The sequence below is a fragment of the Paenibacillus sp. RC84 genome, from assembly GCF_041260495.1.
Classification (GTDB): Bacteria; Bacillota; Bacilli; order Paenibacillales; family NBRC-103111; genus Paenibacillus_F.
Genome location: NZ_JBGBYL010000007.1, coordinates 306,341 through 325,701, shown reverse-complemented (window position 1 = coordinate 325,701; position 19,361 = coordinate 306,341). Strand labels below are relative to the sequence as shown.

Sequence of the window (19,361 nt, the reverse complement as noted above, 5' to 3'; positions counted from 1 at the left end):
CATACAATTGGCTGTCCGGAAGTCAATGGATGGGAATCCTTTAGGACCTGGTTGTAGTGGCGGGGCTATGATGGTTGACTTAAATGTTGAAGGTCATATGTGGAGAGATCTTGTGGTAGGACTTAACTCACGTTCTCCAGTAGATGACGATACTGTGGAGCTTAGTCCTGGGTTGCCGGTTGTGAACTCAGACTGTATTGCAAATTACAGGTATCTGCTCCCGGAGAATTAACGAAGCTTGCCTAAAAGTTTTAGCAGGCGGTATCGTGGACTCTACCTCGCTTTTCATCGAGTTTAGCTTTCGATTCTTCATGGTTTCGGATTTTCATAATTCCTATGTAATCGATAATTTTTCCAATAAAAAAATAACGGCAGCAATTATTATGCTGCTCCTTAAGACAGCCTGCTGATTTCAGCAGGCTATTTTGTCGATTGCATGATCAAACACGGAATTCCGTGGGGTTATCAGCGTTGATGACTCGTATGTGATATAGCAAACGAGGGCTTTTCATCTCGGCGTTGGCTCTTCTATTCTGTTTAAGAATGGGGATTATTCTGACTGGTATTCATTGCTTTCCAGGAAATCCATGCTTTCTCGCACTCCACGCGACCATCAACGCAACGATGAGCAGGATCAGCAGCGCTCCCGGAAACGACTGAACGCCAAAAAGTTCCAGCAAGGAACCGCCTACAATTCCTCCGCATGCGATGGCCAGATTCCATACGGTCGTATTAATCGGCATCGCGATATCTACCCCTTCTTCACCGCTTGCATTGGCTTGCGCGGATTGCAGCAGGGTGGCTGCGCCGCCAAAGGTGAATCCCCATAACGCCACAGCTGAGTAGACAATCGTCACAGAGGTGCCGCCGATCCATAGGGCAATGGCTACCAGTGCAAAACCACTCAGGCTGATCAATACGAGCATACGCAGTATTCGGTCGATCAAGATACCGACAATCCAAATGGACACAAGAGCGGCTAAACCAAAGACCAGCAAAACCAAATCAACACGCCCGGCAAGTCCGGAACGCTCGAGGAACGGCGCAATGTATGTGTATAAAATATTGTGCGCCAACATCCAGGCGAGCACCACGATGAGAATCGGACGCATGCCGGGCATTACGAAAACCTGCTTTACTTTCATTCTTTGGTTTGCAGGTTGCCCGGGGTAATCAGGCACTCTCCACAGAACCCAGCCGATTAAAACAAGAGCAAGAAAAGACATAAGTACGAATACAGCGCGCCAGCCGATCAGGTCACCGAGCAAGGTGCCGATAGGTACGCCGAAGGTCAAAGCAATCGGCGTTCCTACCATTGCGACGGCTAAAGCGCGTCCTTTCAAGGCATCTGGAACCATGCGCCGCGCGTAACCGGCGATCATTCCCCATGCCGCGCCAGCGGCAACACCGGCGAAAAATCGAGCAATGAGCGTCAACGCATAGCTGGTCGACAAGGCGGTAATCGTGTTGAACACCAAAAAGCCCGCAATAATGGCAAGCAGCAGCGGACGACGTCGAACTCCGCCGGTTAGCATGGCGAACGGAATTGCCGCCACAAGCGAGCCTATCGCATAAAGGGTGACAAGCTGCCCTGCCATCGCGGTTGTAATATGCAGCCCATCTCCGATTAACGGCAGCAGCCCGGCCGGAATGGTTTCGGTGAGAATGCATATAAATCCAGTCATCGCCAGCGCCAGCAATGCCATCCATGGAAGACGGGCAGGCATGCCTTCCGCTTGAGCCGTACCTGACGGGCGGATCTTCGACCAAGCGCCGTCCGCACCCACGAGGAGTTCTGTACGGACACAGTGGAGCCGTCCGCAAAATTCAGTTCATGTCGGCCGTCGCCGAGGGCGGCGGCTCCGACGAGCTCTTTCCCCCACTGAATACGAGTCGAGGAGAAGGCGGCGCAGGTCGCCGCGAAGCACCTCGGGACGTCCTCCGTTACCATCGTCGGGTTTGTCGAGGAGCACCTTCCCGTGCGTATCAAGTACCCGCGCCGCTTGGATGCCTTTGTGGATCAGGCCGAGGAACTCGTCGAACAGCCCTGCTGCCTGGAGCGCATGTTGTCCATTGTACTCGTGGATGTCGAGCTGCCCGCCCTGCGCGCGGGCCTCTGCCGAGGGCTCCGCCTCGTAGATCGTTGCGGGGATGCCGTGGATGTGGAGAACGCGTGCGAGAGTCAATCCTCCCAGGCCACCACCAACGATCGTAACGGGTGTCGTCGTTTTTCGGGATCCGGTTTTTTTGTCACGTTACTTCTCCTCTTTCTAATTTTGAACGGTTTATTTGCTGCTTAAGGCTACCTGTCCCTTACGGCTTTTTAACAAAGAAGAACCTACTAAGCCGATGATCACAAATACAAAAACTCCAATGAAAGCATAATTTACTCCATGAACCTGGGACTGGGCAACTTCGTTAAATCGTCCGGATTCAACAGCGTGACTCGATACTTCCGTATAGATGGTAATCAATAATGCAGTCCCGATCGATCCGCCAACCTGTCGGAACGTATTAATCATTGCCGTTCCATGATTGATTAAATGATCCGGCAGCGCATTTAACCCTTCCGTAGTCATTGGCATCATGATCATAGAAATACCCACGATCATGAGCGCGTAGAACAATACGATCATCCAAAGTGCCGTTTGTGCATGCATGAAAATAAATGGAATTACGGAGACGGCAATCAGAATATAACCGATTACACCCAAGTATTTACCGCCGATCCGATCGTAAATTTTACCGGCAATCATGGAAACAATGCCGTTTACAACCGCACCGGGCAACAGAATGAGTCCGGATTCAAGAGCCGTCATCCCCCTAATGTTTTGAATATAAATGGGCAGCATCGTTTGTGGACCCATTAAGCAAATAAATGAGATGACCACGGCAATTGTCGATAAAACAAAGGCATACGACTTAAATACCCTAAACTCAAGCATGGGTTTTTCCGACCTTAATCCCTTTAATATCAGTAAAGTTAACCCTGCTGCTCCAACAATGCAACACACCGCTGCGCTTAGAGCGCTACCGGAGCCGGCAATGCTAATCCCATACAATAAAGCGCCAAAACCAACCGTGGATAAAAATACAGAAGGAATATCTATCTTCTGCCGCTTGTTTACCTCTGTGACATTCTTCATGTAGACAAGGGTAAGAATTAACACAATGACGGCAACAGGAAGCACCATGAAAAAGATATATCTCCACGAGAAATGGTTCATAATCAAACCTGAAAGCGTCGGACCGATCGCCGGTGCAAAAGCAATGACTAATCCAACCAACCCCATCGCCGTCCCCCGCTTCTCTCTGGGGAAAATGATGAAAAATACAGTTTGCATAAGCAGCATAGTTATGCTTGCTCCGCAGGCTTGGATGATGCGTGCGATCAAAAGTAAAGTGAAGTTTGGCGATACAGCCGCAAGCGTTGTTCCTATAATAAATAAAGACATAGCCACGATCATTAATTGACGAGTCGTATATTTGCTTATAAAGAATGCCGTCACCGGAAGAAGAATACCATTAGCCATCAGGTAAGCCGTGGTTAGCCATTGCCCTGTACCTGCACTAATTCCAAAATCGATCATGATCTCGGGCAAAGCTGTAAACAAGACCGTTTGATTTAAGATGGTTACAAATGTCCCTATTAAAAAAATACATGCAAGTAAGGTTCTATTAAAGTTAAGACTGCTTTTTTCACTCATCACCATGTTCTCCTTTAAGTTCATTCCTGCTTTATTGCTGTCATCCATCCGGGATGGGGAAAAAAATCGCCCAAAACCATGTTTTCTCCTTCCTCTTTGGCTTATACTAATATCGATATCGTTTGACTCTCATCCGTTTTTGGATAGAATGATTGATGATGAGCCATGTAATAGTGAGGCGCCACACTAATATAGAGCAAGCGTACTTCTGAATTTATTTTTTGTCAAGGGAGAATAATGATGGGTCTTTCAAAAGAAAATGCCGTTTTAGCGGTTGAAGTTCTGGATCTGCTGTTTCGTGCCACACGTCATATCCAACAGGAATATGAAATGAAACTGGAGTCGCTTTCTTTACCGTTCCAGCTTTCAGGACCTAGGTTACGCCTATTGCTTATGGTTTGGCGTGCAGAAAAAATTCGGATGAATGAATTAGCGAGCAAATTGGGCGTGAAACCCAGAACCGTGACTGAATTGGTTGATGCATTGGAACGGGATGGTGTTCTTCATCGAACTCCTGACCCGAATGATCGCCGGGCAACGCTGCTGCATTTAACCGAGGAAGCTCTGAATCAGATTTCTCGTGTTCGGTCTGTACAAATGCAAATTTCGGATGAAATTTTGCAAAAGTTTTCCGCAGAACAGCGCACCCAATTACATGCCTTATTAAGCAAAATTTTTGAAGGAATGGAATTTGATTTTGTCTATTAACTGCATGCATGCGATTTCGTAGTGTATCCATCAAAAAATCCCCTCTGAGTAAAAGGCAGCCCGCCCACTCAAAGGGGAAAGAATTTTGGGTGCCAAAGCCCAAAGTCGTCTCGTTCGAAAAGTCCTTCGCTTGCTCGATACATACAAGGACATTGCTGCGCATCCGAAATTGTAGACCATATTCCAAAATTCCAATGTCTACCACATTTGGATGCCTAGGTTTATAATATTTGTAAGCGCATACATTTGTTTTGGCTTCAGACAACCAAATACCGTCAGATCAAAGGGGGGATGCCGTTTTAAACCCGATTGCGAGCTGATTTTATCCCCATTTTTAAAGGAGGAACTCTGATCATGCGAAAGGGAATGCCTTACCTGTTGATCCTGTCGTTAATTCTGACCTGTTTTTCCATCTTCGCTACGAAAGCCGAAGCCGCGGACTATACGCGCGGCGTCGAATTATCCGGAAGCGCAGCCACCATATGGTTCAAATCCGCCGTCAACTCGAGTTGGGTCGATGTCCATTACAAAGTGAACGGCGGCGTACAGCAAAATTTCAGAATGGCTTACAACGCCAGCAAATCCCGATATGAAAAAGCCATCTCAAACATTTCCGCCGGCTCCGTGATTACGTATTCGTTCACTTACAATAACGGAACCCCAGCCTACGACACCGAAGTCTTTACTTACACCGCGGGTACCACGCCGCCTCCCTCTTCTTCCGGCTCTATTTATGACATTCTTCCATCTTCGATTCCCTCACCGGCAAGCGGCGCCGTCTCAGTCAAGGTCATGAACGGCACCAACGGCGCTTACTCCGACCAGCAGATATACTGGGGCGTTATCGGCATTAATCCCGTCAACAATAAGTGGAGTTATCTGGACCTGAACGGCAATCTGATCCCCATCTCCACCGCCTTGAACGATGCGCCGGGGCATTTAACCAAAAACGGCATCAATTACGCCAACATCTACCACAAGGTCAGCGATGCTCCCTGGGCCACCTTGCCCAAGATTACGGCGGGCCGAATGTTCCTTAGCGCCGGTACACCACTGTACATCAAAACCTATAACGATGGATTCGCCGGCCCCGATCTGAATAATCCGACCGATCCAAACCGCGATATCTATTTCGATTTCGCTGAATTCACGGTTGATGCAGCCGGCTATCATGGCAATACGACACGCGTCGATGGATTCGGTTTCCCCATTCAGCATCGACTGGTCAACAAATCCGGTTCCTTCGATCGAACCACGGGTGAACTGGAATCTGAGACCCGAAGCGGAATCTTCACCAAATTCCAGGCTGAAGTTCCTGAGGCTTTCAAATCGCTGGCCACCGTTCAAGCGCCTTATCGCATCGTCGCGCCGATTCACGGTTCTTTCGCCCAGGGTGGCGCTAATGCCAACTATTTCGGCGGGTACGCTCCCTACAATACACAGGATATTTTCCGGTGCGACGGCGCTTTAACGAATGCGGCAGCTTGTGCAGCCATTAATCGTCATGTTTACACGACGGGCGACTGGAATAACGTGTCGAATTACTATAACGCAGCACCGGCCAATTATTACGCGAAATTTCGGCACGATCACAGCATTAACCGCTTGGCCTACGGGTTTCCGTATGACGATGTCAACGGCCAATCCTCTTATCTTGAAGTAAGCGACCCGAAAGGCCTGATTATCCGTGTCGGCTGGTAAATATTGTGTTGACAATGTTCCAAAAAAAAGCCGACAAAAATGAAGCTTATTTCCATCGCATTGCTTTTAATTGGTTCCGTTTTGGCGGCCAATATCTTGTTTCAGGACCGCTTGACATTGTCATGGCTTGGGCTTGGATGTATTCATGGGATCATTCCTTATGGACTAGTATTGGGTATATTTGGAAGCGTCCTCCCACCCCTTCTGTATTCGATTGGAATGCCGCATGTCGGTTCGGGGTTGGGAACCATTCTGACGTCATCCGAATTGCCGGTTGTCGTCATCATGTCCTCTTTAGTGCTGGGAGAAGTCATAAGCTGGTCTCAGTGGATTGGCGTGATTATCATTCTGGGCGGGATTGTTAACAGTAACACCCGATTTTATTTTTTCTAAGCATTTTCAGAATTTCCGACATAAACGTAAAGACTTCTTCCTGCAAATAGTAGTTTTCACCGTAACGGGTTTAACGGCGAAATCATTTTATTCAAGAAAAACCGGAGGCGCTGCCTCCGGTCCTCTTTAGGTTGTACGTATATCCTTTTTGTACTCATGCCCACATACCCCTTGATAATACTCGGGGTATATTTCTCCTACGCATAATTCATACGAAAGCCTTGTTGGTACCGAAGGGTTTCCATCGTCCACCATATTGGCCGGAATTTCTGCCAAATTGCGCGGACGGCTCGTATACATCGACGTCAATATGCGGTAACTCGATTTTCACAGGGAATGCTCTTTAAGCGAATATTGCCTCCCGCGAAATGAAGATCGTCCGTTACCCGCGCTGGTTGTCCGGAGCGAGCTGCTTCTCCAAGAGCAGCTCCGCTGCCTTCCGGAAATACTCCGGATCAAACTCGGTCCTATCCAAGTAGCTCTTCATGACGAATCCGTCATATAACATCCTCAACTGCGCAGTCAGCTCCTCGGGCTGTCGTGCCCCGCCTTCCCTTGCAAGCTCTAGAACCCGAGACCAGAAACTCCTCTGAATGTCCAGCAACTTGATGTGGGCGGGGTGATCCGGATCCGGGAATTCGACCGCCGCGTTCAAGAACGGACACCCCCGGTAATCCGGCATCCCCATCTGTTCGGTCACATCGCGAATGAGGGTGTCGAGCTGTTCCTTAGGAGAGTTCGGATACAGCTGCCTCAGTTTTTCCAGCTTTTCTACTTTTAGTTCATCCCTAGATTCGAGATAAGCAACCGCCAGATCATCCTTAGTCGCGAAACTTCGATAGAAGCTTGCCTTGGCAACGCCGGATTCCTTGATAATCCGATCGATGCCGACCGCCCGTATTCCTTCCATGTAAAACAATTCGGAGGCGACCCGCAGTATACGAACTCTTGCCGATTCTTTTTGCATATTCGACCCCCGTCTCTATAGGTTAGGAAAAAAGTATATTGACATGAGACAGATCTGTCTGTATCATTTCGTCATGAAGAGACAGACCTGTCTCCTCCATTATATGAAATCCTCTCGCCACCTGTCAATCGAGCGAGTAGTGAGAAAGGGGAACTCTCTATGCCCAATACACTTTCGGACGCTTCCGCCCAGTCGGTGCGGACTCGCGACCCCGTCTCCAAAGGAGACGGACGCAGATCGCGTCTGATGCTGCTTGCTCTGCTTTTGCCTGTATTTATGGCCGTGTCGAACGTGTTCATCGTGAACGTAGCCACGCCTTCGATCCAGAAAGGGCTCGGGGCCAGCTTCGCCGATGTACAACTCATGCTTACCGGGTATACTCTTACGTTCGCCGTTCTGCTGATTATCGGCGCCCGGCTGGGCGATCGGTTTGGACGCCGGAGAATGCTGTTCATCGGAGTGGCCTTATTCACAATTGCTTCTCTGGTATGCGGCCTATCTGCCCACGTCACTATGCTCATTGCGTCGCGCGTTTTGCAAGGCGTCGGCGCCGCTCTGTTTATGCCGCAGGTTTTATCCCTCATTCAAGCCCATTATACTCCGGAACGTCGAGGTGCGATCTTCGGCATGTATGGAGCGACCCAGGGAATCGCGGCGACGGCCGGGCAGATAATCGGCGGGCTGCTTCTCCGCATGAATTTGTGGGATCTGGATTGGAGAGCGGTGTTCCTGATCAGCGTCCTGCTCGGGGCTCTGATATTGGCCCTGATTCCGTTTATTCCGGAATCCAGCACGCCGGATCGCGCCGGACTGGATTGGATTGGAGCCGCACTCGCCGCGGCCGGCTTGCTGATGCTTGTCTATCCGCTCGTGCAGGGACAGCGTCAAGGATGGCCCGCCGACCTCGTCGTCAGTTTGCTCTTGTCGGCCCCTGTGTTGGTTTTGTTCGCCTGGTACGAACGGCGGCTGTTGCGCCGCGGCCGGCTCCCATTTATGAATGTCGATCTTTTTAGACATAAGGTGTTCACGCTGGGCATTCTCGTCGTGCTGCTGTTGATGTCGTCGCAGGGTGCCTTCTTCCTTGTCGCCGCCTACATGCTTCAGCTTGGACTTCATTTCTCGGCTCTGCAAGCAGGTCTTGTAATCGGGTCGATGGGAATGGGCTATTTCCTCGCATCGCTGTTCTCATCCCGAGTCGCTGCGAAGCTTGGAGCCCATGTGCTGACCGTCGGTTCCATCCTGACGACAGCAGGTTACCTGCTGCTCAACTGGGCGGTCCGAACGACCGGAGTTTCATCCGATATCGGCGTGTGGATCCCGGCTCTAGCTGTGCTCGGCATCGGTCAAGGCTTCGTCGCCGCGCCGCTGACTAATATTGTTTTGGCGAAAATTCGCACAACGGACATCGGCTCCGCATCCGGTGTCATGACAACCAGCATACAAATTGCCTCTACGATCGGAATCGCCTTGATCGGTATCGTTTGGCTCAGCGCTCTTGGAGCCCATACCGGCTCGATCTACGCCTATCCCGATGCGTTTAACATTTGCTTATATGTACTGGCCGCCGCCACTGCGCTCATCCTTCCACTGGCCTTGATGCTGGCGGGGCGAGCTGGAGCCCGTCGATCGTGAAAGAGAAGAAGCCCCCGCGCAACCGGGGGCTAAAAGCAATTTATGAGGTACTTCCCGCCCCCCATTTAACCTTGAAAGACCGGTATCAACTTTTCACGTAAAGCTCCATTCCTAACATAATTATTTAATAGTGTTGAAATAGAAACAAAAAGTTGAATATACTATTGTTAATGCACTACGGGTTGGAGGACAGGCCATGAACAAAGAAGAACAGGTCATAATGGGTTTCAGGGACTTATTTAACAAGCTGGTTTGGCTTAATAAGAGTAAGATGGAAAAGAGTCTTAAGGGTTATAAGCCTTCTGAAGTACATTGCATCGAATATATTGAAAAAAATGTGGATTCCAACGTGACCAAACTTGCGGAGTCCTTTTATATGACTCGCGGTGCCATAAGTAAAATAACTAAACAGCTCCTAAAAAAAGGCCTTATCGAAAGCTACCGGAAGGCGGATAACAAGAAAGAAATCTATTTTAGGCTTACTGAGAAAGGGAAAGTCATTTATAACATTCATGAGGACTTGCACAAAGAGTTTCAAGAGCGGGACAAGGCCGTATTTGAGCAGGTAACCGAGGAGCAATTTGACAGTATGCTTAGCTTCGTGGAAAAGTACAGCAGGCATTTGGATGCGGAAATAAAGAAACGAGGTATAGGGATTGAGTCGGAATAAATTTGAATAATGAAAATGAAACCACAGGCAGCCGGGCTCTATTGAGAACGGGCTGCATTTTTTATTGCTATTATTTTGTTGACTAGGAAACAAAAATATATTACGATGATTTTGTTTCCAGGGAATCAAAATCGCGAATTTTGAAAGGAGAATGTAATGTTCAAATTTAGATCACCTAATGAACAGAACACAAAACAAACCGTAGATAAACACGCTTTACTATTCGGTCTTATCTCTGTATTTCTTTGCGGAATAGGCTTCAGTATCATAACACCTGTCGTCCCTTTCTTAGTGCAGCCTTATATAAGCAATCCGGGAGAACAAGCTATAGTTGTTACGCTGCTGACTTCTGTTTATGCATTCTGCGTGTTTTTTGCGGCGCCCGTACTCGGAGCTTTGAGCGACAAATATGGCCGTCGTCCATTACTCTTAGTATGCCTGTTGGGTTCCGCAATCGGGTACTTTGTTTTTGGCATAGGCGGAGCTCTATGGGTACTATTTGCCGGGCGCATAATAGAAGGCATAATAGGCGGGAGCGTAGGCACGATCTTCGCCTATTTTGCAGACATCATTCCTCCGGAACAGAGAACCAAATACTTTGGATGGGTGAGTGCGATTGTAGGTGTAGGCACCGTCATTGGCCCGACTCTAGGCGGATTACTTGCCAAGTTCGGTTATTCTGCACCCATGTATTTTGGAGCCATCATAACTTTATTGAATGTTGTTTATGGATTCTTTTTTATGCCTGAGAGCCTTAAGAAGAATAATAGACTGAAAGAGATTACCTTTGTAAGACTGAATCCGTTTACCCAGCTTGCAAATCTGCTTTCCATGAAACATTTAAGAAGGCTGTTTGTTTCAGCGTTCTTACTTTGGATACCGGGCGGATCTTTACAGGCCGTTCTTTCACAATTTACAATGGATACTTTCAGTTGGAAGCCAGCATTGATTGGACTTATGTTTTCAATTATGGGCGTCCAAGACATCATTTCACAAGGTTTTATCATGCCAAAGCTTTTGAAAAAACTTAATGATAATCAGATAGCGATTCTTGGAATGGTTTCGGAGATTGTAGGTTACAGTCTTATTGCGCTATCTGCTTTGTTCTCCTTCTATCCTCTTCTTATCGCTGGAATGTTTATATTTGGATTTGGTGATTCGATCTTTGGACCATCATTCAATGGGATGCTCTCCAAGTCTGTCGATTCTAGTGAACAAGGAAGGATTCAAGGAGGCAGCCAATCTATTCAAGCTTTGGCAAGAATGATCGGGCCTGTCATTGGAGGTCAAATCTATGTATCGCTTGGTCATGCCGCCCCCGCTTTTATGGGGATGATCCTTATAGCAGCGGCAATACCCGTTTTATATAAGAGAACGCATGTAAATAGGTAAACTGCCTTCATAAAAGGATACTTCTTCTCTAGAAACGCCCCTCCCCCATACCGATTTATTGTTACCTGTTGTTCACTCGGAAGCTCGCTTTTCATCAATGACGAAGCGAAAGCTCTGGCACTGTATTCTGAAGACGGTAATCAGTTGTACGGGGTGGTCATCACATTCTCAATGATAGAGACTATCAGATACCAACGGTACATGTGAACAAAACCAGGTTGACTAAATCAGTGAACGTGTGGATGTGGCTTTGATGGTCTACCCGGAAATACATCCGGAAAAATGCATTCATCATTATTCTTTGGCCCAGGAGAACATTGTCCTGGTGTGCAGCAATGACGGCCCAGACCATTTCGATGAATTTAAGCGAGAGAACACCAACCATTTTTTTATTACGAATGAAGAAGGCTGTAGTTATCGGACCATGTTTGAGAAATATCTTGTTAAGCATGATATTCCCCCGTTTCAAACCATGGAGTTATGGAGTATAGAGGCGATTAAACGAACCGTTATGAGTGGACTTGGAAAGAAGACGTGGATAGAGGAAACCTTAAAATTGTAAGTCATTCCGAAAAGTTCGAATCGATATACTCCCATATGCTGATTAAAAAGAAAAGTGGCTATCTCCAACAGTAAAAGCTTTTTCTGAACTAGTCATAAAGTCGATCCGTGAAACGGATAACGAGCTCGAAAGATCAAGATGACCACTATTTATTCTCCTCCTCTATAGCGAGAACCTCCCTTGCTGTCTCTATGAAAGATAATAGGATTGGTGAAAGCCACTTGTCTTTATGCCATAACATCTGTGTATGCACGTGCAAGCCCGGAATTTGCCATGGAAGAGCAACAAGTTCGCCCCGCTCACCCTCGGCTTCCGCTACGATTTCAGGAAGAAAGGCAATGCCGATTCCCGAAATTGCACATTGTTTAATGGCTTCGGCACTTTGAAACTCTAAATAGGTAATACTATCGATGCCCTCTTTCTCAAATGACCGGTCAAACATGGTTCGATAGGGACACCCCTTTTCATTCGTCAGAAACACTTCTCCGTGAAAATCTTCCAACTGCATCACAGTTCGTTTTGCGAGCGGGTGATCCGGAGCAGCGAACAAGCGGAAAGTTTCTTCCACCAACGGTTCCACTGCAAGTCCCGTCGAGCGAATGGGCTCGTCCAACATAAAGACGACATCCGCGGTTCCCTCAAAAAGTGTTTGCTTGAGCTCTTGATTGGGAACGGAGCGGAAGATGAGACGCACTCCCGGATGGCGCGAACGAAATCGTTGAAAGACAGTTGGAAGACGATAGGCGCAAATAACCTCATTGGCACTTATCGTTAGGGTGCCGCTTAGAACTTCATTGTCATGAACGACGCTGCGCGCTTCGTCCAATTTGTCTAAAACGCTTTGGATATGAGTTAAAAAGCGTTTACCCGCCGTTGTGAGAACGAGCTGCTTGCCCAAGCGGTCAAAGAGACGAACGCCAAGCTCCTCCTCCAATGCTTTTATTTGCATCGTGACGTTGGAGGGGACGTAGTTCAGCACTTCCGCAGCCCGGCTGAAATTTAAAGTGAACGCAACCGTGCGGAATGTAATCAATTGGCGCAATTCCATCCTATTATCCCCCTTCTACTTTCAATATTATTGAATACTGCTTTGAATTCTATTCACTTTTATTGATGATACCTTAGGCCTATACTAAGTACAAGAAATACATTTTAAATGTGTGGGTTCATCTTGAAGGGAGCGACAATACGATGGATTATGAGATTTTTGAGTTGGGTGACGTAACCTTGCAATCAGGAGTGACGTTGCCGAGCGCTTTTCTTGCTTATAAGACTTATGGAACATTGAATGAAAAGAAAGATAATGTCATCGTCTATCCGACTGCGTTTGGCGACCAGCATGTTCAGAATGAATGGTTGATTGGAAACGGCATGGCACTGGATCCGCAGAAATATTTCATTATTGTTCCAAATCTGCTGGGCAACGGATTATCTTCGTCTCCCAGCAACACGCCTCCCCCATTCGACCGGGCTAATTTTCCGGAGGTAACCATCTATGACAACGTTAAATTACAGCATCGGCTGGTGACCGAAAAATTAGGCATTCAAAAGATCGCTCTCGTAGTCGGATGGTCAATGGGAGGCATTCAATCTTTCCAATGGGGGGCAAGTTATCCCGACATGGTGGAACGAATTGCACCTTTTGCCGGTGTTGCAAAGACTTGGCCCCACACGTATGTGGTCCTGGACGGAATGAAAGCTGCACTTATGGCTGCAGTCCGCTTCGATCCAAGCAAACTAAACCAGCTGACTTCTGTCGACATGTGCGCTGTTGGCCGTGTCTATGCGGGATGGGGATTATCGCAGGAGTTTTACAGAGAGGAACTTTATTGTGAGCTGGGATATGACTCATTGGAAGATTTTGTGGCTGGCGTCTGGGAAGATAGCTTTATGAAGATGGATCCGCACAATGTCCTAGCCATGTTATGGACCGGACAAAATGCAGATATTAGTGCAAACCCCTCTTATAACGGAGATTTCGATAAGGCGCTCAAAAGCATTAAAGCGCTTGCCTGCATCATGCCAGGGAGCACGGATCTTTTCTGCTCGGCGGACGATAACGAATACGAGGCTAAACGTATACCTAATGCTGTTTTTAGTCCTATCAAGTCGATCTGGGGCCATTTTGCCGGTCGCGGAATCAACAATTCCGATAATCAATTTATTGAGGATAACCTAAAACACTTGTTGGCGCTTAGTACAAACGGATAGATCATCATTATGCCTACAGATTGAATCTATTATTTTTCAATAATCCCCCAGTTCAGTTCGGCAGATGTACCAGCTAATAATTGGAGGAGCGCAGATTCAACAAGCTCACCGGTCAACACTCCTGTACGAAGCTTTATAGATATGTCCATGATATCGAGTGCTAGGACAATTTTCAATTTGCCAATTTCCTAGTGCCCGTTCATTTTCTTATTTCATTCAGTAATCGCGCGCTGCATCGAACCAGCGTTGAGCCATCTCCTCTGTTATAGGCTGGCCAATTAGGTGGTCAGACTGGCTGAGTTGCCATACCGCTTCACCAAGGTCTTCTCGTTCAGTGGTTTCGATGCCCTTGAGGTTGTTGAAGCGCACAGTGAAAGCGGTAATGGCTGCCTCGGCTTCAGCAAAGCTACGGGCCTCTGACAAGTTTGCCTGTGCAACGTTGTATGCTTCATTAGCCAGCTTGGCCAGACGTTTAGGCCAGGACGAGAATGGGCGGCCGAACTCGGTCGTCCACCACTCAGGCTTTCGTAATTGGCTCACTGACGCATGGTCGGTCCAAGGGCGGTTTTCAGCGCGTGTTTTCATTTGCTGTTTTAGACGCTTGCCAGCGATCTCTTCCACATTGTAAGCGATAAATCTGTCAAGTAACGGCCAGGCGTTCAAGGTCGGCAAGTCCCCCAGATCAGGCATGAAGCGCAGCTCCAGATTCATTAACTGGGCATGATGAGCCAATAAGTCCAGATCGCAGAAGTTTCCCCACAAGCTCAGTGAGTTAAGGTTTGGGAACCGATTTAGACACTCCAGCGAGATGGGCTGTCCCAGCGGCGTGTTCTGTAGCGTCAAGCTCGTTACCTGATGCAGCTCACCCAGGTCGGGCAGCAAGAAAGGAGTATCATTCTTGCGTCGACCGGTGCTCGGCGCTAGTGTCAGAGAATATGGCAGATCGCCTGTAGCCGAGAAGCGTGATAGATCGCCGGACACACTCAGGCGGAAATACCGCTTCGGAAGCTTCAGGCTCAGAGACTTGCCGGACTGGTCCAACTCGATATGCAAGCCATGCAAATTGGACTGACTGGCGTCCGCCACCGTGTCTGCAGACAGGATCGGAGTCCACGTCATCTCTTCAATGGGACGTTTCTGCGCCCAGTCAAAGAAGCCTGAGTCACTGCCTGTATAATGCAGAAATCGCGGCCAGGGAGAGCCCGCCGGCGTGGTAAAGGCATCGAATACGGTCCAATCGATGTGCGCATCAGGCGCAACATGAAGATCTGCCTTCTTCCCCAATTGCGACGGTCCAATGGATAGACTGCCCACACCGGGCTGAATGACAAGAGAGTGACTGCTTGGTCCTGTCAGGTCGATAGAATAACGACCAACTTCTCTAACAGAACCAGTTGAAGGACGAGCTTGGCTATCATTTGGCATTTCTATCATCCTTTCTTCTAAAACATATCAAGTCATTTCGGCGGTTTCTCTCTCGTGAGAGATTCATTTATTTTTTAAATACGGAACGCTCTTCTACAATAACGGTCACCAGCGTGCAAAAGGAAAGCCCGTGTCCTCCTCATCCATATCCAGAAAAACTTCATCGATCAACACCTCATGAATGTCCGCCGGAAGTTCCTGAAATACGCCGTTAAATCGGAACATAGTAGACGGTCAGAGTTCCCGAAAGCGGATGCTTCTACTCCGCCGCTTCCGCCAACCATACTTGCATAGCCGGAGATTCCGCCCGATTCAAACGTAGGGCAATTTCGGTATTGATCTCATCCGGCGGCATGACTTCGACAAGGACGCATACTGACTCTCGCAGTTGATTCAAGGCAAACACGCCTTCATCATCGAGCATTTTCATCGCCAGCTCCATGGCCTTCAGCCTCAAATCAAACTCGCGATTCCCTTCGTCATTATCAAGATCCGCAATGAAAGGACGCTCGATAAATCGTTGTTTAACGTGATCGAAGTTCTCATCCCCGAAACAACAATAGGGCGAATCGGCATAGGACCATTTGATGAGTTCCGCAATCGTCGATCCCGGTGTGTCACTTTCGTCTCCTTGCCTGGCCGATTCCATCTCCAAAGCTTCCCACGACCAGGCGGAGATGCTTGGCGCATGTCCCTCGCCAGTAGTATATAGTGTACAGTAATAGTAACGTTCGCCATTTTCAAAAAGAGCGCGAAAAGACGTTCTGGCCGCATCGGCGATCTCTATCGCCAGCGTCTCTATTTCTTGCATCGGCTTCATGACAATGGTCCTCCTTTCCGTTAGTCGATCAGCTCAGGCCGTCTTCTATTTGCTCCAGCCTTATTTCGTCTCCAATTGAGCCCAGATCACCCGGGCGCGGCCGATCTCAAAATCCAGCAGCAGCGCGCAGCTTCCAACCTACTTATCATTTATTCTTATTTAAGAACGCTCGTCAATCAGCCGTTCTAGAAATTCCGCAAACGTTGAAGCATACTCGTCGATCAAATCATTCATGAGATCATAACACATGATCGGATGTGTATGTAAAGAAGGTCGCCGTCGTAATACTCTCTGTGTTCCGGAGCAGCGATCGCTAGAATATTCCCGCCACTCAACCGGGCATTACCGTAATGAACCAGCCACCAGCGATAAGATGGCGGCAGGCGGAATCCCAATTCCTCTTCGGCTTCCGCTATCCAGCTCTCTTCCGCACCACGACCAGGAAACCATTTTAAAGCGGAAGTCGTTTTCAGTTTTTCTGCCAAACGCTCATACATGAGTTCGATCCTCTCTCTCTATTCATGGTTTATTGTAAGTTTGGATGACTCTCCTTCTTCTACAAATGATATGGCGGGCTTTTCCCACCATATCTGAACAATACTTTGATCATTTTCCTCTTTTATATGCATTAGCCAATTGGACTAGATACCAGACAGCCACACCCACAAGGGCAGTGAACACAAGATTTATGCAGCCGAACACGATCAGCGACTTCGCTATGCCGGGGCCGATCCGGAAAGCGGCCGCGAGCTGGAAGACGGCGGGTAGTAGAAACGCCAGCCAAGAGACGGTTATAAGCTTTTCTGTTTTGAAGCTCCACCATACCGCCGAACATGATGCAACGAGCAATACCCAGGTACAGATAAACTTTAATGCCAACATGATTTCGGCATTCCTCCATTTTCAAGGCCTTCTGTCGCACGATAGTGCGATTTTATTGACGGCTAACCCCCGGGCTGCAATCAAGTTTTCGCAATATGCCTGAAGGCCGTCGAATGAATCGGCGGCCTCGTTATGTGATTAACTAGCTATAAATGTAACAAAAAGCTTTATTCACCATCGTACATTTTCATGTAACTAGGGATGGAAGGATTCCGGAGAAACGAATTGGTCGCCAAGACTCCTCCCTTTTATTGAAACCCCAATTTTAATAAAGATTGTTGTATTTCCTGGTCTGCTTTACTTTTGAAAGTTGCAAACTCCACTGAAGATAAAGAATTTGGAAGTTTCTGATTGATAAAGGAATCAAAGTCGATTGCCGTTTTGAAAATGCGAAGCTTGTGCAGCAAAGGCAGTTGCTCCATTCCCATCAAACGAGTCAAGCCTTTACAATTCCTGATAGATAGCTCCTCCAGTGCCTTCATTTCCCGGTCAAAGCTGATTTCTTGCAGCTTGATTTGATCCTCAATAACAAGTCTCTTCAGCGCTTGAAAGGCCGTAATATTGGTCAGGTCATGAAAGCCGCGCACTCTACTGATCTCCAGGTTCTCGATTGTATTCTCTTCAATTTCCCGAATATGCTCTCGGCCTCCAAGCAAAATGCGAAGGTGCTGCAGCTTCCTCAGCCGGTTAATAAAATGTAACGGCAGTTTGCTGATCGAATGCAGCGCGAGATAATTCAAGTTCTCCAGGTAACCTATAGCATCAAGGTTTTTAACCTTGCCCCCTACATGCAACTCTTCCAGATAAGAGAACTCTTTAAAATATTGCAGGTTGAGAATCTTTTTATCCGAGGTAACGTTTAAAATTTTTAGAGAGCGCAGCGTATCAATCCCCAGAATTTCCGAATTCTCCAGCTCGTATATGCCTAAGCTCAAACTGGACAGGTTATCCAGCTTGGCCATTGCTTCGGTGTTATGTGCCTGGACGAGACTATTGAGCTGCAGCATTTTGACATGGGGAACCCGCAAGAGAGTATGACAATCAAAAGACAGGGAATAGTGGGCGTAGAAACGGACTCCGAAATCCTCATCCCAGCGCGCGCAAAGCTCATCCACTTCTTCCAGTATGGAGCCATAAAACTCCGGGTGAGAGAACTGGACAATTACTTGGTTGCCGCCGCGCAAGTCCTGCTCGATCTGAGCCCGGTCCAGCGCAACAGGATTATTGATCAGAATCCTTCTTTTCCATATTTTGCGCATTCGTAAACCCTCCTAGTTGCCTTGATCACAAGTCCGTATTTACTGAAAATCCACGATTTGCTCAAGTCGTGAATCGCATCATGGCTTATACGCACAGAAGGCTTTTGCTCCTTCACAGCCTTTCAAAATTCATATTTCTCAAATCGTTCTCTGAGAGTTTCTTCGTGCGGTATCCATTCCGAATCACTCCATAAAGACATTCTTACGAGTTCCGACAGCTTATCTACGGCTTGTGCCGGACTTGTAATGCTAATGAAGCCGTCAAAATCCTCATTACGGATATCCAAAACTTTCCGCAAGTAGTCATCATTAAGACGCTCTTCTTTGAGTTGTTCATATTCATCTCTTGTCCACGGTTCACAAAAGATTCTTTCGGCCCCAATGTCTCCATTCTCGAAAAACGACAACTCGAATATTTCCTCATTCATATATGCGGCGGTCATCACTGGCTCCTCGATAAGCCGGGACAACGTTTTGCCGATCTCCTTCACCGTACCCCATACAAAATAGTCGTGGAGCACGCTGATCCAGCTCTCGTTGCTTTTGCTTACGTACATGACCTCTTTGATCTCTTGAGCCTCCTTATCTGGCTTGCCTAATACATTGCCATGCGATTCGCTTAGCTCTCTTAATGCTTCGACAGTCTTCTCCAGGTTTTTCGACTTGATATGCAAATTTGCGAATGATCTTCCCACGAGATGGCCTCCTCTAATCGTTTCTTACTCAGCCTGATTTTTGTTTATACTCTATAGATTGGTTCTATGTATGTCTCTTATTTCCATTATAGTGATTGTTTGTCCTGAGTCTACCTACATTGCACCTGAGTTTTGGAAATGACCTTTGTAAGGGTAGAGATGTAGCCTTGTCCGTTCAGCACAATCTCCAGCTCCTTCCCTGCGCGCTTCGCTCCCTCATTAAAATAAAAGAGGGTGTCCCTCCGTCATTTTATACTTTTGGGACACCCTCTGTCGAACTATTCCACATTCCTACAACACTCTCCAACTTTCCACAGCAAAATTTTTCGCCGTCACT

The 19,361-nt window shown here is 47.7% G+C and carries 18 protein-coding genes and 2 pseudogenes; 8 read left to right on the top strand and 12 right to left on the bottom strand.

Features of this window, described 5'->3' with window-relative positions:
* Window positions 1-566 precede the first annotated feature (566 nt).
* The 3 genes from ABH899_RS17960 to ABH899_RS17950 form a co-directional block, all read right to left on the bottom strand.
* Window positions 567-1,727, bottom strand: a complete 1,161-nt coding sequence (locus ABH899_RS17960; protein WP_369998937.1) for an MFS transporter — start codon at window positions 1,725-1,727, stop codon at window positions 567-569.
* Window positions 1,728-1,832: 105 nt separating this feature from the next.
* Window positions 1,833-2,186 carry an FAD-dependent monooxygenase family protein gene (locus ABH899_RS17955; RefSeq protein ID WP_369998934.1) on the bottom strand — a complete coding sequence of 118 codons (354 nt, stop codon included), beginning with the start codon at window positions 2,184-2,186 and terminating at the stop codon, window positions 1,833-1,835.
* 99 nt (window positions 2,187-2,285) lie between these two features.
* Complete coding sequence (locus tag ABH899_RS17950; protein WP_369998931.1) at window positions 2,286-3,707, bottom strand: MDR family MFS transporter; 1,422 nt, start codon at window positions 3,705-3,707, stop codon at window positions 2,286-2,288.
* Window positions 3,708-3,947: 240 nt separating this feature from the next.
* On the opposite strand from ABH899_RS17950, the gene ABH899_RS17945 reads away from it, so the two are divergent.
* The 3 genes and pseudogenes from ABH899_RS17945 to ABH899_RS17935 all read left to right on the top strand — a co-directional run.
* Complete coding sequence (locus tag ABH899_RS17945) at window positions 3,948-4,415, top strand: MarR family winged helix-turn-helix transcriptional regulator (protein ID WP_009674855.1); 468 nt, start codon at window positions 3,948-3,950, stop codon at window positions 4,413-4,415.
* 354 nt (window positions 4,416-4,769) lie between these two features.
* Complete coding sequence (locus ABH899_RS17940) at window positions 4,770-6,116, top strand: glycoside hydrolase family 64 protein (protein WP_369998928.1); 1,347 nt, start codon at window positions 4,770-4,772, stop codon at window positions 6,114-6,116.
* A gap of 21 nt (window positions 6,117-6,137) precedes the next feature.
* Window positions 6,138-6,509, top strand: a pseudogene (locus tag ABH899_RS17935) (EamA family transporter); the annotation flags it as partial.
* A gap of 382 nt (window positions 6,510-6,891) precedes the next feature.
* On the opposite strand, the gene ABH899_RS17930 reads toward ABH899_RS17935, so the two are convergent.
* Window positions 6,892-7,476: a TetR/AcrR family transcriptional regulator gene (locus ABH899_RS17930; protein ID WP_369998926.1), complete on the bottom strand. Its 585-nt coding sequence runs from the start codon at window positions 7,474-7,476 to the stop codon at window positions 6,892-6,894.
* Between the two features lie 159 nt (window positions 7,477-7,635).
* On the opposite strand from ABH899_RS17930, the gene ABH899_RS17925 reads away from it, so the two are divergent.
* The 4 genes and pseudogenes from ABH899_RS17925 to ABH899_RS17910 all read left to right on the top strand — a co-directional run.
* Window positions 7,636-9,108, top strand: a complete 1,473-nt coding sequence (locus ABH899_RS17925; protein WP_369998923.1) for an MFS transporter — start codon at window positions 7,636-7,638, stop codon at window positions 9,106-9,108.
* A 196-nt stretch (window positions 9,109-9,304) separates the two neighbouring features.
* Window positions 9,305-9,778, top strand: a complete 474-nt coding sequence (locus ABH899_RS17920; protein ID WP_369998920.1) for a MarR family transcriptional regulator — start codon at window positions 9,305-9,307, stop codon at window positions 9,776-9,778.
* A 156-nt stretch (window positions 9,779-9,934) separates the two neighbouring features.
* On the top strand, window positions 9,935-11,170 hold the full coding sequence (locus ABH899_RS17915; protein WP_369998917.1) for an MFS transporter: 1,236 nt from the start codon (window positions 9,935-9,937) through the stop codon (window positions 11,168-11,170).
* 190 nt (window positions 11,171-11,360) lie between these two features.
* Window positions 11,361-11,874 (top strand): annotated as a pseudogene (locus ABH899_RS17910) (LysR family transcriptional regulator substrate-binding protein); the annotation flags it as partial.
* Window positions 11,875-11,877: 3 nt separating this feature from the next.
* Here ABH899_RS17910 and ABH899_RS17905 read toward each other — a convergent pair.
* Window positions 11,878-12,780 (bottom strand): LysR family transcriptional regulator, encoded by a 903-nt coding sequence (locus ABH899_RS17905; protein WP_369998914.1) that lies wholly within the window; start codon window positions 12,778-12,780, stop codon window positions 11,878-11,880.
* Between the two features lie 143 nt (window positions 12,781-12,923).
* On the opposite strand from ABH899_RS17905, the gene ABH899_RS17900 reads away from it, so the two are divergent.
* Window positions 12,924-13,943: an alpha/beta fold hydrolase gene (locus tag ABH899_RS17900; RefSeq protein WP_016424203.1), complete on the top strand. Its 1,020-nt coding sequence runs from the start codon at window positions 12,924-12,926 to the stop codon at window positions 13,941-13,943.
* Window positions 13,944-13,972: 29 nt separating this feature from the next.
* Here ABH899_RS17900 and ABH899_RS17895 read toward each other — a convergent pair whose 3' ends face one another.
* The 7 genes from ABH899_RS17895 to ABH899_RS17865 form a co-directional block, all read right to left on the bottom strand.
* Entirely contained in the window at window positions 13,973-14,119 is a 147-nt protein-coding gene (locus tag ABH899_RS17895) for a hypothetical protein (RefSeq protein ID WP_369998910.1), read from the bottom strand.
* Window positions 14,120-14,159: 40 nt separating this feature from the next.
* The gene (locus ABH899_RS17890) at window positions 14,160-15,368 is read right to left on the bottom strand and encodes a hypothetical protein (protein ID WP_369998907.1); all 1,209 of its coding nucleotides are present in this window, start codon (window positions 15,366-15,368) and stop codon (window positions 14,160-14,162) included.
* Window positions 15,369-15,627: 259 nt separating this feature from the next.
* On the bottom strand, window positions 15,628-16,188 hold the full coding sequence (locus ABH899_RS17885) for a DUF4303 domain-containing protein (RefSeq protein WP_009673985.1): 561 nt from the start codon (window positions 16,186-16,188) through the stop codon (window positions 15,628-15,630).
* Window positions 16,189-16,418: 230 nt separating this feature from the next.
* Complete coding sequence (locus ABH899_RS17880) at window positions 16,419-16,685, bottom strand: SMI1/KNR4 family protein (RefSeq protein ID WP_369998904.1); 267 nt, start codon at window positions 16,683-16,685, stop codon at window positions 16,419-16,421.
* A 109-nt stretch (window positions 16,686-16,794) separates the two neighbouring features.
* Window positions 16,795-17,070 (bottom strand): hypothetical protein, encoded by a 276-nt coding sequence (locus ABH899_RS17875; RefSeq protein WP_369998902.1) that lies wholly within the window; start codon window positions 17,068-17,070, stop codon window positions 16,795-16,797.
* Between the two features lie 248 nt (window positions 17,071-17,318).
* Window positions 17,319-18,329: a hypothetical protein gene (locus ABH899_RS17870; protein ID WP_369998900.1), complete on the bottom strand. Its 1,011-nt coding sequence runs from the start codon at window positions 18,327-18,329 to the stop codon at window positions 17,319-17,321.
* Between the two features lie 122 nt (window positions 18,330-18,451).
* Entirely contained in the window at window positions 18,452-19,024 is a 573-nt protein-coding gene (locus ABH899_RS17865; protein ID WP_369998898.1) for a hypothetical protein, read from the bottom strand.
* Window positions 19,025-19,361 lie beyond the last annotated feature (337 nt).

Excerpts from the sequence above, each read along its gene's own strand:
- ABH899_RS17960 (WP_369998937.1), bottom strand. The coding sequence starts at position 1,727 with ATGCCTGCCCGTCTTCCATGGATGGCATTGCTGGCGCTGGCGATGACT.
- ABH899_RS17950 (WP_369998931.1), bottom strand. The coding sequence starts at position 3,707 with ATGAGTGAAAAAAGCAGTCTTAACTTTAATAGAACCTTACTTGCATGT.
- ABH899_RS17930 (WP_369998926.1), bottom strand. The coding sequence starts at position 7,476 with ATGCAAAAAGAATCGGCAAGAGTTCGTATACTGCGGGTCGCCTCCGAA.
- ABH899_RS17900 (WP_016424203.1), top strand. The coding sequence starts at position 12,924 with ATGGATTATGAGATTTTTGAGTTGGGTGACGTAACCTTGCAATCAGGA.
- ABH899_RS17915 (WP_369998917.1), top strand. The coding sequence starts at position 9,935 with ATGTTCAAATTTAGATCACCTAATGAACAGAACACAAAACAAACCGTA.
- ABH899_RS17875 (WP_369998902.1), bottom strand. The coding sequence starts at position 17,070 with ATGTTGGCATTAAAGTTTATCTGTACCTGGGTATTGCTCGTTGCATCA.
- ABH899_RS17925 (WP_369998923.1), top strand. The coding sequence starts at position 7,636 with ATGCCCAATACACTTTCGGACGCTTCCGCCCAGTCGGTGCGGACTCGC.
- ABH899_RS17890 (WP_369998907.1), bottom strand. The coding sequence starts at position 15,368 with ATGCCAAATGATAGCCAAGCTCGTCCTTCAACTGGTTCTGTTAGAGAA.
- ABH899_RS17920 (WP_369998920.1), top strand. The coding sequence starts at position 9,305 with ATGAACAAAGAAGAACAGGTCATAATGGGTTTCAGGGACTTATTTAAC.
- ABH899_RS17885 (WP_009673985.1), bottom strand. The coding sequence starts at position 16,188 with ATGAAGCCGATGCAAGAAATAGAGACGCTGGCGATAGAGATCGCCGAT.
- ABH899_RS17870 (WP_369998900.1), bottom strand. The coding sequence starts at position 18,329 with ATGCGCAAAATATGGAAAAGAAGGATTCTGATCAATAATCCTGTTGCG.
- ABH899_RS17880 (WP_369998904.1), bottom strand. The coding sequence starts at position 16,685 with ATGTATGAGCGTTTGGCAGAAAAACTGAAAACGACTTCCGCTTTAAAA.
- ABH899_RS17940 (WP_369998928.1), top strand. The coding sequence starts at position 4,770 with ATGCGAAAGGGAATGCCTTACCTGTTGATCCTGTCGTTAATTCTGACC.
- ABH899_RS17945 (WP_009674855.1), top strand. The coding sequence starts at position 3,948 with ATGGGTCTTTCAAAAGAAAATGCCGTTTTAGCGGTTGAAGTTCTGGAT.
- ABH899_RS17905 (WP_369998914.1), bottom strand. The coding sequence starts at position 12,780 with ATGGAATTGCGCCAATTGATTACATTCCGCACGGTTGCGTTCACTTTA.